Raw genomic sequence first — 14,641 nt, 5'->3', positions numbered from 1 at the left:
TAAGGGGAAAATGACGTTAATAAAACAGCAAGTTAGAAGGTAGTTAAACAAAAAATAAACGCACAGAACTTACTTTAATCACTTTTTAATCACTGTGCGTTTATTATTTATATCACGCTCTTATTTATAAGGGCTAATACTTGAAAGGCCAAAGTTACTTTGCATAATGACCTTGCCGTCAATCCCTTTGAGTTTTAATGAGATAGCTGGGTCGGGTTGTTTCCAATCAATGCTTAAATCACCATAGTTTACATTGTGCGTGTAATTGCCCACGCGATGCTTATTTGGGCTGACGTCTTTCCATTTTTCAGTCAAACCTGAGCTGGTCATCTCAATAAGCGGATAATCTAGGTTTTGATTGTATTTAGATATTTCCCCCCAATGTGTATCGCCACTAATGATCACCACGCCATTTACTTTATGTTTTTTAATTAACGTAAATAAACGATTTCGATCCTCTGGAAAGTTTGCCCATGACTCCCAGCCTGTAAAATCAGGCAATAACTGCAAGCTTGATGCAATAAGCTTAATAGCAGCAGGTTTTTTAAGCTCGCGCTCGAGCCACTGCCACTGCGCTTCACCTAGCATTGATGCGCCTTTAACTTCTGTTGGGCTATAAGGCCCTTGGTTGTTTAATTTACGCTTGGTGTAATATTCAAGCTCGCTTACATGATTAAGTGTGTCACGGTTCCAACGTAAATCGGGCATAATCACTTGCACCGTTTGCTCGCCTTCACCATATATATACGAGGTATAAATACCGTCTGAGCGTGTTCTACGCTCTGTGTTTTTAGGCTCGCCCCAAAAGTCGAGCATAATTTGTCGCGATTCTTCTTTATGAGGGTATTCTTTCCCCGCGTCGTTTTGACCAAAGTCGTGATCGTCCCACATTGCAATAATAGGTGTGTTTTCTTGTAGGGTTTTAAAGCCGGGTTTTGCACCTAGTTTTTGATATTTATTAGCAAGCACTGTCATGTCATTGGTGTCGCCGTAAATATTGTCGCCTAAAAATATAAACAGATCGCCCTGCTCTTTATTTATGGTGTCGAATATTGGGATGTCTTTGTCTTGATGCCCGCACGAGCCAAACAATATTTTTGATGGTGCAGCCATCGCGCTTGCACTAACAACCAACGCAAGCGTTGAATATAAAATAGGGTTTAATAACATTTTCATTTTAAAATCTCTTTAATAGCGGGTGCCATATTGGGGTTTATTATATGTGGTTGCTGACCAAGTGCCGCAAGCACTGTAGCGGCAATTTGCGCTTGTTTAACATTTTTAATTTTTATTAGGCCATTTCCTTTAATGGCAGGGCCGATTGCGCCAAGCCAAATATGCTCCGAACCAACAATTCCCTCTGGGAATGCCCTTTTACCTTGCGCTGAATTGGCTAAGGCCTGTTTAGAGCTATGGTATTGCCAATCGCTTGCATGAGTACCTCGGCCGTGGTCAGTAGTAATAATAAGCGTTGTTTTGTTTTTATAACCAGGGGTACTTTGAATGGTTTGCCATAAGTCTTTTAAAAATGCATCGCTTTGTTTCGCTGATTTTAAGTAAGCATCGTAATGACCATCGTGGGCAAAATCATCTGTTTCACCTAAGCTTATTACCAGCAACTTCGGTTGTTTAGCCAACATGTAGGCTTTAGCAAAACGATAGGTAAAACTGTCTAATCGTACATTTGTCCACGGGCTGGGAATTTCTTTTTGCATTGCATTTAAAAGTGGCGCATTTGCAAATAAATCCTCTGCAACGGGCATAAACCCTGCATTTACATATACGTTACTGCGCTTGGTATTTACAATGTATGGAAACACATCCCAGCTACCAAATAACGCGGTGCTGTTTTTAAATTCAGCTTGCGCGTCTAAACGCTCTAAAATAGTTTTATTTGGGTTATATACTTTATCGTTACTGTTAATGTTTTCATCTACTTCGCCACTTAAGATTTCGTTATAACCGGGATACGAAAAATACCACGGATTACTAACCGACATTGTAGAACCCTTTGTTCTGTCGCCAATAATTATGCCTTGTTTAGCCACTACTTGCGTTAAAAAAGGCATTAATAATTGCTGACGCTTGTGTGGATTTTCATCCCAAAATTCATTACTTAAGTCGCTCGGCCGTTTAACAAAGTCTTTATTACTAATAAGATTTTTATCAGCACCACTAAATACTTCTTGCCAGCGCACGCCATCAAGGGTTACAAGCACAACGTTTGCGTCATCCGCATACACAGAACTGGCAAGTAAAATAAAGCTCGCCAATAATACTTTTAATATTTTATGCATGAATTTTTCACCTCACGTTAAATAAAAAGCCCATCAAAGTGACGGGCTTATATTTACGTAATTGATTGCTTAAAACGTAGCTGTAAAGGTAACTGCCGCAGTGCGAGGCGAGCCTATAAAGTAAGTTGAACCATTACCTGTGCCGCCGGCTAAGTAGCTTTCATCTGTTACGTTATAAACAATAAAAGCAATATCGATAGCTTTAAATGGCCCTGCATCAACTTGTGCTGCGTAACCCGCATTTAAATCAAGCACAGTGTAGCTATCTACGTCGCCACGCTCACCGGTATATTTAGCCGACAAACCAAAGCGAAAATCGCCACTGTAATAATCGGTAGAAAGCACAAATAAGTCATCCACTGAGTCTATAACCTTATCACCCGCTTCAAAACCTGGCGCATCACCTTTGTACTCTGAGTTATTATTTGTATACGAGCTGTAAAAACTCCACTCAGGGCTAAGCATGTAGCTTGCTGAAAGCTCTAGCCCTTGTGATTCAATACCGCCTACATTTAAGTAAGAGCCATTAGTACCAATGGTATAGTCAATGCCGCCAGTATCACTGCCAGGTGCAATAAAGGTAATACGGTTATCAAACTCAATTGAATAAGCTGTAGCGGTGAGTTTAAGAGCATCATTTTGGTAACGAACACCTAAGTCAATATTTTCAGCTGTTTCTGGTTCAATGGCTGATAAATCAGAGCTGTCGCGCTCAAGCACACCATCTTTTATAGCTGCAAAATTTTCGCTATAACTAGTAAATAGCTCTGTTGAGTTATTTAACTGGTAAACAATACCACCACTAAACAGTATATCTGAGTCACTGTTTACTTTTGCAGTTGTTGCATTTTGGTAATGGTCGAACTTTTCAATATCAACGAGGTATTTTTTAACACCTACGTTAAGCGTTAAATCGCCAAATGCCATTGAATCTTGTGCGTACCATTTTAGCGTATCGGCTTCAAAGGTATTTTTATATTGAGTCCAGTAAGGCGTGCTGTCGTAGTGGTGATAAATACGTGCATCTATCACTTTGTGCCAATCGCGCGATTCGTCGCGGTCACTTTGTTCATACCAAAAGCCCGCTTCTATGTCGTGCATACCAAATGTAGCGGCATAATGGGCTGTTACGCCTAAGCGATCTTTATTGTAATGAGTATGACGATACGACATAACCGGTGTTGCTCCTGCATCGTAACACGCAGGGTTTAACCCCGGGCCAGATTCCCATGGCCAGCTTAAGCTAGCTGTACAATCTGCGTTGGGTGCAAGCGGATTACCTTCACTGTCGGTAAAACCGTAAGACCCTGCATTTGAGCCACCTTCGATTGTTGGGTTACCATTTTCATCAACTGGGGTTGTTAGGTAAGGTGGGATCCAATCGCCACGTCCTGAATTTTTATGATAATAAGGGCTAACAGTAAGTAATGACGTTGGCGAAATAGCGTATTCAAACTTTAAATACGCTAACGTATTTTCGCGAAGTGTACCCCAACCTTCTGCAAACATTTGGTCAAAATGCGGCACACCCGTCCAATTCCACGTTAGTTGATCCCAGTCTGGTGTTTGCTCAAATTGGGCTAGACTCACGCTGTTGTAATTTGTTTCGCTTACGTCGTCGTATGATATACGACCGGTAATGGTTAAATCCGTTAATGTAGTAACAAATTTAGCTTCAGCGTGTTGGTTATCTTTACCACCATTGCTACCCGAACCAATCCAACGGCTAGTATCAGTTTGTGAGTAACTAACGTAAGCTTGGGTGTTATCAAACAATGTACCCGTTTCGTGTTTTAAGTAATATCGTGTAGCATCGTGACTGCCCGACGTGTAAGCAAAAGTAGTGCTTTTTTCAAGGCTTGGTGCTTTACTGACAAAGTTAAATGTACCGCCAAGTGCTTCAAGTGAAGCCGATTTAATATCAGACGTGCCTTGTCCGACTTCAACGGTTGCAAGGTTTTCAGAGTCTAAGTAGCGATTTGCTTTTGCACCGCCGCCATAGTTAGAGCCACCATTAGGAATGCCATCAACTGTCATACCTAACTGTTGCTGATTCCCGTCAATACTAAAACCACGCATCGTAATTGTGGTAGACCAATCGTCACCGCCAAATGCATCACCTTCATTTATGCTAATGCCTGGCAAATTATCAATGACTGACAACACACTTGAAACCGTGCTTTGCTGCTCTAACATGGCAGGTTCAATCACATTATTAGCGTAACTGGTTGGCTTTGCCACAACCGTTACTTCTTCAATAGTGGTTTCGTCGTTAGCATAAGCAGATGTTGATACCGCCATGGCAATGGCCATGCTCAAAATCGATTTACTCTTTAAAGCGTACATTGTTGTCCCGTTTGATTTTATTAATGGTTTATTATGAAAACGGGCACAGTATGATTTTTAAATATGACAATAACGCTTTGTTTTATTGACATAAAGATTAAACAAATATGAGAAAATAATGGCGAAAATATGTAAAAAAAAAGACACTTAATAAAGCTATTAAGTGTCTTTTTTTTTAATTACTACAAATTACTTAAGCTCAGCAAGCATCTCGTCGCTGTAAGGCACTAACTCTTCGCCGTTTGATACTTTACTAATATAATCTGGGTTTGCAATTAGCGGGCGGCCAATCGCAATTAAATCAAACTTACCTTCATTAATTGCTGCTTTAGCTGACTCAAAGCTATAGCTACCAACACCAACAAGTACTCCTTTGTATCCCGCACGTAAAAACTCTGATGTAGTTTTGCCTTCTAGCGATTCGAATGTTGTGCTGTCGTCAAAAATACCACCGTGCAAGTAAGCAAGGTTTCGTTTTTCAAGTTCAGGTAGTAAGTAGTCAAATACCGCTTTGTCGCGGTTATCTTCACTCATATTAAAGTAGGCGCCAGGTGTTACACGCAGTGCTGTACGCTCGTTACCTACTGCAGCAATAACTGCATCAGTAACCTCAAGTGCAAAGCGAGCCATGTTTTGCGGTGTTTGGCCGTACTCGTCTTCACGTACATTGGCTTCATAATGTAAAAATTGATCAATTAAATAGCCGTTTGCGCCATGAATTTCTACACCATCAAAACCGGCTTCAATTGCGTTTTCGGCGGCTTTGGCAAAATCTGCAATTAACGATTTAATATCATCAATGGTTGCCGCTTTTGGTGTTATATAAGTCAGCTCGCGCATGCGGGGTACCGAACCTTCTACGCCAATTGCTGAAGGTGCGAGTACTTCACCATCAAAAAAGTGGGGGTGCGCAACACGGCCAACATGCCAAAGTTGAGCAAACATTTTACCACCATTTGCATGCACAGCGTCGGTCACTTTTTTCCAACCTTGAATTTGCTCGCGTGTAAACAAACCAGGCGTAGTTGGGTAACCTTGCCCGTCTGGGCGAATAATTGTCGCTTCGCTAATAATGAGACCTGTGTCTGCGCGGCGAGCATAATACTCAACCATATCTTGCGTTGGCACTAAATTTTCGTCAGCCATACAACGTGTAAGCGGTGCCATTAATACACGATTTTTAAGTTCAATCGTGTCATTTAATCGATATGGTGTAAGTAAATCTGTGTTCATTTTATAAATCCTTGATTAAGTGTATGCATACTAAGTGCGGCCATTTAGGCAACATTCAAGATCAATTTTGAATGTTTGCTCAAAATATACTGACTAACCCATAAAACAGATCTAAATAACAAAAATAATTGTGAAGTTTTCAACACGGTGTCACATAACTCGATATACTTGTACGCTATAAATATAAATTGACCGCAACAAAAGTGAGCCCATCATGACACGCGTAAATGCAACCGAAGAACACGACGTAATTTTAGGCCTTGGAGCCAAAAAGCGTCTCGCTTTTATGTTTGAAACCGTACAACAGTACAAGCAAGTATGGATTTTAAATGACGACGACGGCTGTGTAATGCTTACTAACGAAGATGACGATTGTGTGCCTGTATGGCCTACACGAGAATTTGCACAAGCATGGGCAACGGGCGACTGGGAAGGATGCACACCTAAAGCAATCCCTACTAATGACTGGTTCAGCCGATGGACACCCGGCCTTGAAGAAGACGACTTACTTATTGCCGTATTCCCGACAGAGGAAGACGACGGCACTATTTTATTTCCTGATGAATTTGAAAGGCAACTAAAAGCACCAAAGAAAAAATACTAAGTAACTAGCATAACTTTATTTAGTTTATGGACGCGGCTTTACAATAGCCGCGTTTTTTATACCTGCTTTCTAAAATTTAAATATGCCTGAGTGATTGCCTTAGCATCTTCAACTTGCGGATAGTGCCCAAGCTCAGCAAAGCCTTGTGTGCGGGCATTAGGTATTATTTTTTCATACTGTTCGAGCATGTGTTTTCCTGATATTGGGTCTTGCTCACCTGCAATCAATGTAACCGGTATATCGCTATTAATAATTGCTGTAACCCAGCGCTGCTCGTTTTGCTTTCGCTGTGTAATGTAATTAATTAGCTTTGGCATAACACGTAAACCATCATTGCGATTTAAAAGCGCCCAAAGCGTATCTATAACTACAGGTGCGGGTGGCGTGTTTGCACCAAATATGGAGGTTAAATTTTTGGCAAACTTTTGCTTACTCATTAGCTTAGGGACTATCCAGCCCAGCTTTGAAAGTAACAACTTTTGTATAAATATCGGTTTATGTGCTTGAGGAAACAACCCGCCATTCAAAAAGCACACACTGTGTATATGTACTTCACTTTGATTAGCCACTTGCCTCGCTAATAGCTCTTGGGCAACGGTATCGCCATAGTCGTGGGCAAGTATATGTACATTACTTATATTTAAACGCTGTAAAAAATGTGTGTATAAATCAGCTTGCTCTGCAATTTTATAATCCGCTTTAAATGGCTTATCCGAAAGCCCAAAACCAAGCATATCAAGTGTCACTAAAAAGTAGTGTTTACTGAGTTCATCCCACATACCTTCCCAATCCCAGCTTGCACTTGGAAAACCGTGAATTAAAACAAGCGCGGGGTTATGTGTATTCCCTGCCGTTTTAGTAAAAATTTGATGCCCGTTTATATTTATAAATTGACCGCTTAATTGCCATTGTGAAAGTGAGTACATGTTATGAACCAAAACTTTTGTATTTAATTGTTGTAACACAATTACCCATAAACTTCGAAAAATCACCAGCAAGCTTTAACGCATAGATTAAGAGAAAGCCTTTTTCATTACAAAAATACCTATAAATACGGTATTAGCTGAGAACCCACGCTAAATAAAAGTATTAAGCAACGTACTATTTAACAAAGAGTTTAGTTAATTATTAGCTTGTAACTTAACTATTAAATGCTATATTCAAAGCTCTTAGGTAATAATACAGTCTCAAAAAATACCATACAAAAGGATTGCTAAATGGCTTTGCAAAGTAGAGCTAATAAAGGGGTGCTATTAAGTACTTTACTTCAGGTTGTAATCCTCACTACAGGTATTGTTTTAACTTACTTTCAACAAATTCAGCATCAACAAACCTTAGACTCAAAAGTAACAGCTGCGCTAAATAGCAAGTTAACCAGTTTATCCGTAGGCATAAATAACAGAATGGAGTTATATCAATACGGGTTATTTGGCCTCAAAGGGTTTATACAGGGTATTGGAATAGAAAATTTAAACTACACCGCAATTAAGAGTTATTCAAACGCAAGAGATTACGCCCAAGAGTTTCCTGGTGCTAACGGCGTTGGGTACATAAAAAAAGTAACACATAACGAACTTGCCGAGTTTATAAATAAAGCACAAAGCGAACGCCCCGATAGCCTATTTAATTTTAAAACACTTACTGAAAATAAAAATGATCATTTTGTGATCCAATATATTTTTCCTGAAAGTGGTAATAAACAAGCAATAGGGTTAGATATTGGCTCAGAAACTATTCGTAAACGTGCAGCATTAAGCGCAGTTTTTGCAGATAATGCGCAATTATCTGCACCTATTACGTTAGTCCAAGCAGATCAGAAAGCTCACCATGGTTTTTTGATTCTATTACCTATTTATAAGAGTAAGATCACTCCTACATCTAACGATGAACGCCTTGAAGCACTGCATGGCTGGGCATACTCCCCTTTGCTTATAGACAATATTTTAAACTCATTATTTGATATTGATGAAAACTACTTAACCATTAGCGATCTCAACGATGCAACCGATGTGGCCTTTTTTACATACGGCAATCCAGCAAATAACACTGAATTTAAAGTATCCACTGTGACTAAAGTGATTGGTCGTGAGTGGCAAATAACGTTGCATGGCTCTTACGCGTTTGTAGAAAACCTGCATTTGCCCTATCAGTATCAAGCACTCGTGAATGGTATTTTTTTAACACTCATTGCTATGTTAATTGTGCTTGCAATACAGTTACAATTTTTTCGAAAAGCCCAAAAAGAAAATTTAAGACGTGAAGCCGAACAAGCACATAAAAATATTCTTGAACAAGCCAATTTAAAACTAGAAACCGATGTAAAACTGCGAACTCAGCAAATAGCTGATATTAGTATGTTACAGCGTAGTATTTTAGACAGTGCTAGCTACTCTATTATAGCTACCGACATAAACGGTTTAATCACCGAGTTTAACCCTGCCGCAGAGAAGTTACTGGGCTACAAGGCATTTGATGTAGTGGGTAAAAAAACCTGTGGCATATTTCATTTAGAAACAGAACTGATAAGCAAAGCAAAACAACTGAGTATTGAGCTCAATAAAATAGTGAGTCCTGGATTTGAAACATTAATTGTAAAAGCAACCCCCACAGAACCCGATGTTAATCAATGGACCTATGTAGACTCTAAAGGTAGGCATATTCAAGTGAGCTTAAGTGTTACGTCGCTATTGAATAACAGAGCTCAAGTTGTTGGTTTTTTAGGCATTGCGTTTGATTTAACCCAGCAAATAAAACACGAGCACGCGCTTGCTCATGCAAAGGAACTCGCAGAGCAAAGCTCTAAGACTAAATCTGAATTTTTAGCAAACATGAGCCATGAAATACGTACACCCATGAATGGTATTTTAGGTACTCTGCAGTTACTGCAAGAGCAACCGATGAATGATAAATCAACAGACTACTTAAAAAAAGCACTCTACTCTACTCGCTCATTAACCACTATTATTAACGATATACTGGATTTTTCTAAAATCGAAGCCGGTAAACTTTCTCTTGAGCAGAAGGTGTTTGAGCTGGACGAATTAATTCATCATTTAGAGTCTGATTTATTAGTACCTGCCCAAGAAAAGAATATTTATCTAAAATTTAAATCAACGATTCATCATAAATACTGGCGTGGTGATGCTGTAAGAATAAGGCAGGTGTTTTTAAACATAATATACAACGCAATTAAGTTTACACACAAAGGAGGTGTAACGGTTGAGTTTAAACTAACTGACGATGAACAAGTTTGCGCTATTGTTTCAGACACAGGTATTGGTATTCCAAAAAATGTTGTAAACAGGCTCTTTGAGAGATTTGAACAAGCAGAGTCTTCAACCACGCGTGAATATGGTGGAACAGGGCTTGGATTGCCAATTACGAAGTCGCTTATAAACCTTATGGACGGTGACATAAAAGTAACAAGCGAAGAAGGTGTTGGTAGCCAGTTTTATATATACCTACCGTTAGAACAAGCTGACAACATACCAAGCAATGATAATACTGAAAATTTAGATTTTCCCGATCTAAGTAATAAAGTTATTTTGATTGCTGAAGATAATAAAATTAACCAAATAATTGTGAGCTCTTTTCTTGAGCCTACAGGTGCTAAATTAGTCATTGCTAATAATGGTTATGAAGCAATAGACTTATACAAAAAGCTATCACCTCATATAATTTTAATGGACATACAAATGCCAAAAATGGATGGCTTTGAAGCGTGTAAAGCCATAAAAAGGATAGATGCATCACAAACAGTCATTGCACTTACAGCCAATGTGCTCTCTGAACAAAAGCAACTTTATGAACAGTTTTTTGATGGGTACGTATCAAAACCTATTGAAAAACAAAAACTAATAAACGCATTACATATTAAAAATAGCTAAAGCCGAAATACCTTAAAAACTGACATATTGGGTATTAAATGGTTATATAAATACTTATAAAGTATTTTTTACATAAGCACATAAGCAAATTAAAGGGGGAGTATGCTTAGATTATTTAGTTTATATTTATGTATATTGTTGACCCTATTGTCTTTTAGTACATTAGCTCAATCGCTTAATGATGAACAAATTAAAAAAATTGGGCCAGCTATTTGGCAACAAGTTAATATAAAGTCACCTGTTTCGGGTGAACAAATAATCAGTGCATATCAAAATAAGCAAAGCCCTCTTGTTTCTTTATCTGAAATGCGTGGACCCGCTGTTGCTAAAATACCACTGTCGACTCTGAATGAAGAACGCTGGTTTGTATTACCCCAAGCAAACTACCTAGATGGTGGTTTTGCTTATTGGCAAGATACACAGGGAATTCGTTTAATTGCTGATTTTTCTCAGGGTTGTTTGTCGCAGTCAGCAATTATAATGCATGGACAAGCGTTTCAATTAAACCTAGAAACAAATTCTCAAGGCGTACTGTGGCTTTATTTAAATGCACGTCATTACGCCAAACCAGTGAGTGTAACCTTTTTAGATGAGCCTACATTTATATACCAGCAGTTTTTTATAAATTCACTCAGTATAATGTCCATCACCATTATGCTCACCCTTGCCTGCATGGCATTCATTCTTTATTTAAAAACAGGTCAAAACGTTGCGTTATATTGTGCAGGTTATATTGGCTTACACGGAATTGGTTGGGCGTTTGCGGCTGGGGTTTTTGGCGTGTTTTACAGCTTTAAAAGCATAAACTCACATTATTTTGGTATGTATATTTTTTCGTTTGCGATATCTTCAGCCAGCGCCTTTGCCTATTACTTATTTAATTTTCATACGGTTGAAAAAACACGAATAAGCCAATTTTTAAAGTATTTTTCTTATGTCGCTTTTATTAGTGGCTTTATAAACCTAGTACTACCCTTTCATTGGGTATTTTATTTAGCACACACTTTAGCAGCAATATGGGTGGTACTAACGTTAGTGCTCGGCTTTAAAATGTTGAGCTTAAACGATTTTAGAGCAAAGTACTTTTTAACCGGTAATATTGTTTACAGCCTATCACTTGTTGTCTTTATTTTATCTCATCTTAATTTATTCGTAACGGCTTCAGCTGAACTTTGGGTGCTTGTTGCCCTCGCTATTGATTGTATTTGTATATTACTTTCATTATCCGAATGGCTGAAAATAAAGCAAAACGATTATATTAATGCCCTTGAGCAATCACGTATTGACCCACTCACAAAAGTAGGCAATCGTTTATTACTACAAGAAAAGCTAAATTCCATAGGTCATTATTACTTAATAGTATTTATTGACTGCGATGGTATGAAAACAATAAACGATCAATTAGGGCATGCCAGTGGCGACAAACTACTTATCAATGTCACTGAATTAATTAAAAAAGAACTGGCCAACCTAGGAGATGTGTATAGAACTGGAGGCGATGAGTTTATATGTTTGTGTTGTGCTTCGTCGTTAAACGAGCTAGAAAAATTGGCAGACAACACATCTAAAGCACTTAATAAAGCGCATATTCAACTAAAGCAAACGTGGCCGCAATCTGGTTTAAGCTTTGGCATTGCTAGCAGCAGTGAGTGCACAGATTATAAAGCATGTTTTACTTTAGCTGATGAAAGAATGTATGCGGCAAAATATGCTCGTAAAAATAATACGCCTACTAACCACAATACCACCCAGCAGATTTAAAGCACAAAAAAGGACGCCCAAAGGCGTCCTGATATTGAATGATGGTGGAGGAAGAGGGATTCGAACCCTCGTTAGGGATTAACCTAAACACACTTTCCAGGCGTGCGCCTTCAGCCACTCAGCCATTCCTCCACGGTGTTGCCTAGCAACAGCGCGTTATAGTATGAAATAGGTTACGCAGGTGCAAGGCCTTTTTAAATATGTACTGTTGAATGGCTATTAATCGTGCAGTTATTTACTTTTTCAATAAAAAACGGCTAAACCATAAGGCTTAGCCGTTTTTTATATCAGTCTAGTTACTTTACATTTGCTAAAAACTATTTAGCCATACTCGCCGTAAAGTCTAGCATGCGGTTAAGTGACTTAAGTGCACCTTCACGCAAGTCCATATCTACAAATACTTCTTTACCTTGAGGGTCTATTAAGGCCTCCTCAATCGCTTTTAAGCCATTCATTGCCATCCACGGGCAATGTGCACAACTTTTACAAGAAGCGCCTTCACCAGCCGTAGGGGCGGCAAAGAACTCTTTCTCTGGGCATAGCTGTTGCATTTTATAAAAAATACCGCGATCAGTCGCAACAATAAACTTTTTATTCGCCATTGTTTGCGCTGCTTTAATGAGCTGGCTTGTAGATCCAACGGCGTCAGCAAGTGCAACTATTTCTGCAGGTGACTCTGGGTGAACTAAAACGCCAGCATCTGGGTGCAGTGCCTTAAACTCTTTCAATGCTTTAGTTTTAAACTCGTCGTGAACAATACATGCGCCATTCCACATGATCATATCAGCGCCGGTATTTTTTTGAATGTAGCTGCCTAGGTGCTTGTCTGGGCCCCAAATGATTTTTTCGCCTTGCTCGTCTAAGTGCTCAACAATTTCAAGCGCGCACGATGAGGTTACAATCCAATCTGCACGGGCTTTAACCGCTGTAGAGGTGTTTGCATACACCACCACTTTACGATCAGGGTGCTGATCGCAAAATGCTGAGAACTCATCAATCGGACAACCGATGTCTAGCGAGCATGTTGCTTCAAGTGTTGGCATAACAACCGTTTTGTTTGGCGTTAAAATTTTAGCAGTTTCACCCATAAAACGAACGCCTGCAACGATGATCATATCAGCGTCGTGTCTTGCACCAAAGCGCGCCATTTCTAAAGAGTCGGCAACGCAACCGCCAGTTTCTTCGGCAAGGGCTTGGATTTCAGGATCAGTATAATAATGCGCTACGAGTACCGCGTTTTTATCTTTAAGTAATTGCTTAATACGTGCTTTGTATTCGCCTTGCTCGTCGTTTGTTAACGGTGCTGGCTTTGGAGGGAAAATATAGCCTTCAGGCATAATAGTTTGCGCTAAACTCATGTTCTCGACCACTTATTTACAGTGTATAAATTACGGCGAATTATACGAGAATAAAAACATAAATAACAGCAAACTGCTTAAGCTTGTTTATAAAAAAACAGAATGGGATTTTAAAAAAGAATGTAGAAGATGGTGGGTCATGATGGATTCGAACCATCGACCAATTGATTAAAAGTCAACTGCTCTACCAACTGAGCTAATGACCCGCTCTAATATTGTACGTACTAAAAAGATAGTGTTTGCGTAGATCCGCCGATGTTCCAGTTTTTACTTACAAAGCAAAAATGGTGGGTCATGATGGATTCGAACCATCGACCAATTGATTAAAAGTCAACTGCTCTACCAACTGAGCTAATGACCCGCTCTTGGTGTTAACTAATAAATATATATTTCCATGAAAATGGTGGGTCATGATGGATTCGAACCATCGACCAATTGATTAAAAGTCAACTGCTCTACCAACTGAGCTAATGACCCGCTCAAATATAAACTTAAAAGCTTACTTGCGTGAATCCGCCGATTAGAGTGTTATAGAATGGTGGGTCATGATGGATTCGAACCATCGACCAATTGATTAAAAGTCAACTGCTCTACCAACTGAGCTAATGACCCATTCTATATTTTTTAAATTATTGATTGCAATTAATGCTTTAGTAAATGACCACTTAAAAATAAGTGGTGGGTCATGATGGATTCGAACCATCGACCAATTGATTAAAAGTCAACTGCTCTACCAACTGAGCTAATGACCCGCTCATAAACTTATTCAATAATATAAATGCGTAAATCCGCCGATCCAGACACTTTAAAAGTGGTGGGTCATGATGGATTCGAACCATCGACCAATTGATTAAAAGTCAACTGCTCTACCAACTGAGCTAATGACCCGCTCTGGTATAACTGCTGTATTAAAGTTGTTGTAGACCATTATAAAAATGGTGGGTCATGATGGATTCGAACCATCGACCAATTGATTAAAAGTCAACTGCTCTACCAACTGAGCTAATGACCCGCTCTAATTTTACAACTTTGAATACTACGTAAATCCGCCGATAAAAGACCATTTTAAAATGGTGGGTCATGATGGATTCGAACCATCGACCAATTGATTAAAAGTCAACTGCTCTACCAACTGAGCTAATGACCCGCTCTTTT

At 39.2% G+C, this 14,641-nt stretch carries 9 protein-coding genes and 9 tRNA genes; 3 read left to right on the top strand and 15 right to left on the bottom strand.

Going from position 1 to position 14,641, the window contains the following annotated elements; translation table 11 throughout:
- Positions 1 to 120: 120 nt before the first annotated feature.
- From AC27JL_RS16840 to AC27JL_RS16825, 4 genes are all read right to left on the bottom strand, one after another.
- Positions 121 to 1,176, bottom strand: a complete 1,056-nt coding sequence (locus tag AC27JL_RS16840; protein WP_487196124.1) for an alkaline phosphatase D family protein — start codon at positions 1,174 to 1,176, stop codon at positions 121 to 123.
- The gene (locus AC27JL_RS16835; protein ID WP_487196123.1) at positions 1,173 to 2,297 is read right to left on the bottom strand and encodes an alkaline phosphatase family protein; all 1,125 of its coding nucleotides are present in this window, start codon (positions 2,295 to 2,297) and stop codon (positions 1,173 to 1,175) included. The genes AC27JL_RS16840 and AC27JL_RS16835 overlap by 4 nt, the downstream gene beginning before the upstream one ends.
- Positions 2,298 to 2,366: 69 nt before the next feature.
- Positions 2,367 to 4,643 carry a TonB-dependent receptor domain-containing protein gene (locus tag AC27JL_RS16830; protein ID WP_487196122.1) on the bottom strand — a complete coding sequence of 759 codons (2,277 nt, stop codon included), beginning with the start codon at positions 4,641 to 4,643 and terminating at the stop codon, positions 2,367 to 2,369.
- Positions 4,644 to 4,832: 189 nt separating this feature from the next.
- The gene (locus tag AC27JL_RS16825) at positions 4,833 to 5,876 is read right to left on the bottom strand and encodes an alkene reductase (RefSeq protein ID WP_487196121.1); all 1,044 of its coding nucleotides are present in this window, start codon (positions 5,874 to 5,876) and stop codon (positions 4,833 to 4,835) included.
- Positions 5,877 to 6,090: 214 nt separating this feature from the next.
- Between AC27JL_RS16825 and AC27JL_RS16820 the strand changes: the two genes are divergently transcribed.
- Positions 6,091 to 6,480 (top strand): DUF2750 domain-containing protein, encoded by a 390-nt coding sequence (locus tag AC27JL_RS16820; protein ID WP_010557274.1) that lies wholly within the window; start codon positions 6,091 to 6,093, stop codon positions 6,478 to 6,480.
- Between the two features lie 56 nt (positions 6,481 to 6,536).
- On the opposite strand, the gene AC27JL_RS16815 is transcribed toward AC27JL_RS16820, so the two are convergent.
- Positions 6,537 to 7,406 carry an alpha/beta fold hydrolase gene (locus AC27JL_RS16815; RefSeq protein ID WP_487196120.1) on the bottom strand — a complete coding sequence of 290 codons (870 nt, stop codon included), beginning with the start codon at positions 7,404 to 7,406 and terminating at the stop codon, positions 6,537 to 6,539.
- A 291-nt stretch (positions 7,407 to 7,697) separates the two neighbouring features.
- On the opposite strand from AC27JL_RS16815, the gene AC27JL_RS16810 reads away from it, so the two are divergent.
- Positions 7,698 to 10,367 (top strand): CHASE domain-containing protein, encoded by a 2,670-nt coding sequence (locus tag AC27JL_RS16810; RefSeq protein ID WP_487196119.1) that lies wholly within the window; start codon positions 7,698 to 7,700, stop codon positions 10,365 to 10,367.
- A 102-nt stretch (positions 10,368 to 10,469) separates the two neighbouring features.
- Complete coding sequence (locus AC27JL_RS16805) at positions 10,470 to 12,128, top strand: GGDEF domain-containing protein (protein WP_010557271.1); 1,659 nt, start codon at positions 10,470 to 10,472, stop codon at positions 12,126 to 12,128.
- A 42-nt stretch (positions 12,129 to 12,170) separates the two neighbouring features.
- Here the strand turns inward: AC27JL_RS16805 and AC27JL_RS16800 are convergent.
- The 10 genes from AC27JL_RS16800 to AC27JL_RS16755 all read right to left on the bottom strand — a co-directional run bounded on the left by AC27JL_RS16800 (position 12,171) and on the right by AC27JL_RS16755 (position 14,633).
- Positions 12,171 to 12,260, bottom strand: a tRNA-Ser gene (locus tag AC27JL_RS16800).
- Positions 12,261 to 12,445: 185 nt separating this feature from the next.
- Positions 12,446 to 13,486, bottom strand: a complete 1,041-nt coding sequence (nadA, locus tag AC27JL_RS16795) for a quinolinate synthase NadA (protein WP_008131973.1) — start codon at positions 13,484 to 13,486, stop codon at positions 12,446 to 12,448.
- A 130-nt stretch (positions 13,487 to 13,616) separates the two neighbouring features.
- Positions 13,617 to 13,692: transfer RNA gene (locus AC27JL_RS16790), tRNA-Lys, on the bottom strand.
- A 79-nt stretch (positions 13,693 to 13,771) separates the two neighbouring features.
- Positions 13,772 to 13,847, bottom strand: a tRNA-Lys gene (locus AC27JL_RS16785).
- A gap of 40 nt (positions 13,848 to 13,887) precedes the next feature.
- Positions 13,888 to 13,963, bottom strand: a tRNA-Lys gene (locus AC27JL_RS16780).
- A 59-nt stretch (positions 13,964 to 14,022) separates the two neighbouring features.
- Positions 14,023 to 14,098, bottom strand: a tRNA-Lys gene (locus AC27JL_RS16775).
- Between the two features lie 64 nt (positions 14,099 to 14,162).
- A tRNA-Lys gene (locus AC27JL_RS16770) sits at positions 14,163 to 14,238 on the bottom strand.
- A 60-nt stretch (positions 14,239 to 14,298) separates the two neighbouring features.
- Positions 14,299 to 14,374 (bottom strand) — tRNA-Lys (locus AC27JL_RS16765).
- A 48-nt stretch (positions 14,375 to 14,422) separates the two neighbouring features.
- A tRNA-Lys gene (locus AC27JL_RS16760) sits at positions 14,423 to 14,498 on the bottom strand.
- Positions 14,499 to 14,557: 59 nt separating this feature from the next.
- Positions 14,558 to 14,633 (bottom strand) — tRNA-Lys (locus AC27JL_RS16755).
- Positions 14,634 to 14,641 lie beyond the last annotated feature (8 nt).

The sequence above is a fragment of the Pseudoalteromonas sp. 4NS20-0020 genome (assembly GCF_057554385.1).
This window is presented reverse-complemented; position numbering and strand designations above follow the sequence as displayed.

Coding starts and splice junctions, on each gene's coding strand:
- AC27JL_RS16840 (WP_487196124.1), bottom strand. CDS start 1,176: ATGAAAATGTTATTAAACCCTATTTTATATTCAACGCTTGCGTTGGTT.
- AC27JL_RS16835 (WP_487196123.1), bottom strand. CDS start 2,297: ATGCATAAAATATTAAAAGTATTATTGGCGAGCTTTATTTTACTTGCC.
- AC27JL_RS16830 (WP_487196122.1), bottom strand. CDS start 4,643: ATGTACGCTTTAAAGAGTAAATCGATTTTGAGCATGGCCATTGCCATG.
- AC27JL_RS16825 (WP_487196121.1), bottom strand. CDS start 5,876: ATGAACACAGATTTACTTACACCATATCGATTAAATGACACGATTGAA.
- AC27JL_RS16820 (WP_010557274.1), top strand. CDS start 6,091: ATGACACGCGTAAATGCAACCGAAGAACACGACGTAATTTTAGGCCTT.
- AC27JL_RS16815 (WP_487196120.1), bottom strand. CDS start 7,406: ATGTACTCACTTTCACAATGGCAATTAAGCGGTCAATTTATAAATATA.
- AC27JL_RS16810 (WP_487196119.1), top strand. CDS start 7,698: ATGGCTTTGCAAAGTAGAGCTAATAAAGGGGTGCTATTAAGTACTTTA.
- AC27JL_RS16805 (WP_010557271.1), top strand. CDS start 10,470: ATGCTTAGATTATTTAGTTTATATTTATGTATATTGTTGACCCTATTG.
- nadA (WP_008131973.1), bottom strand. CDS start 13,486: ATGAGTTTAGCGCAAACTATTATGCCTGAAGGCTATATTTTCCCTCCA.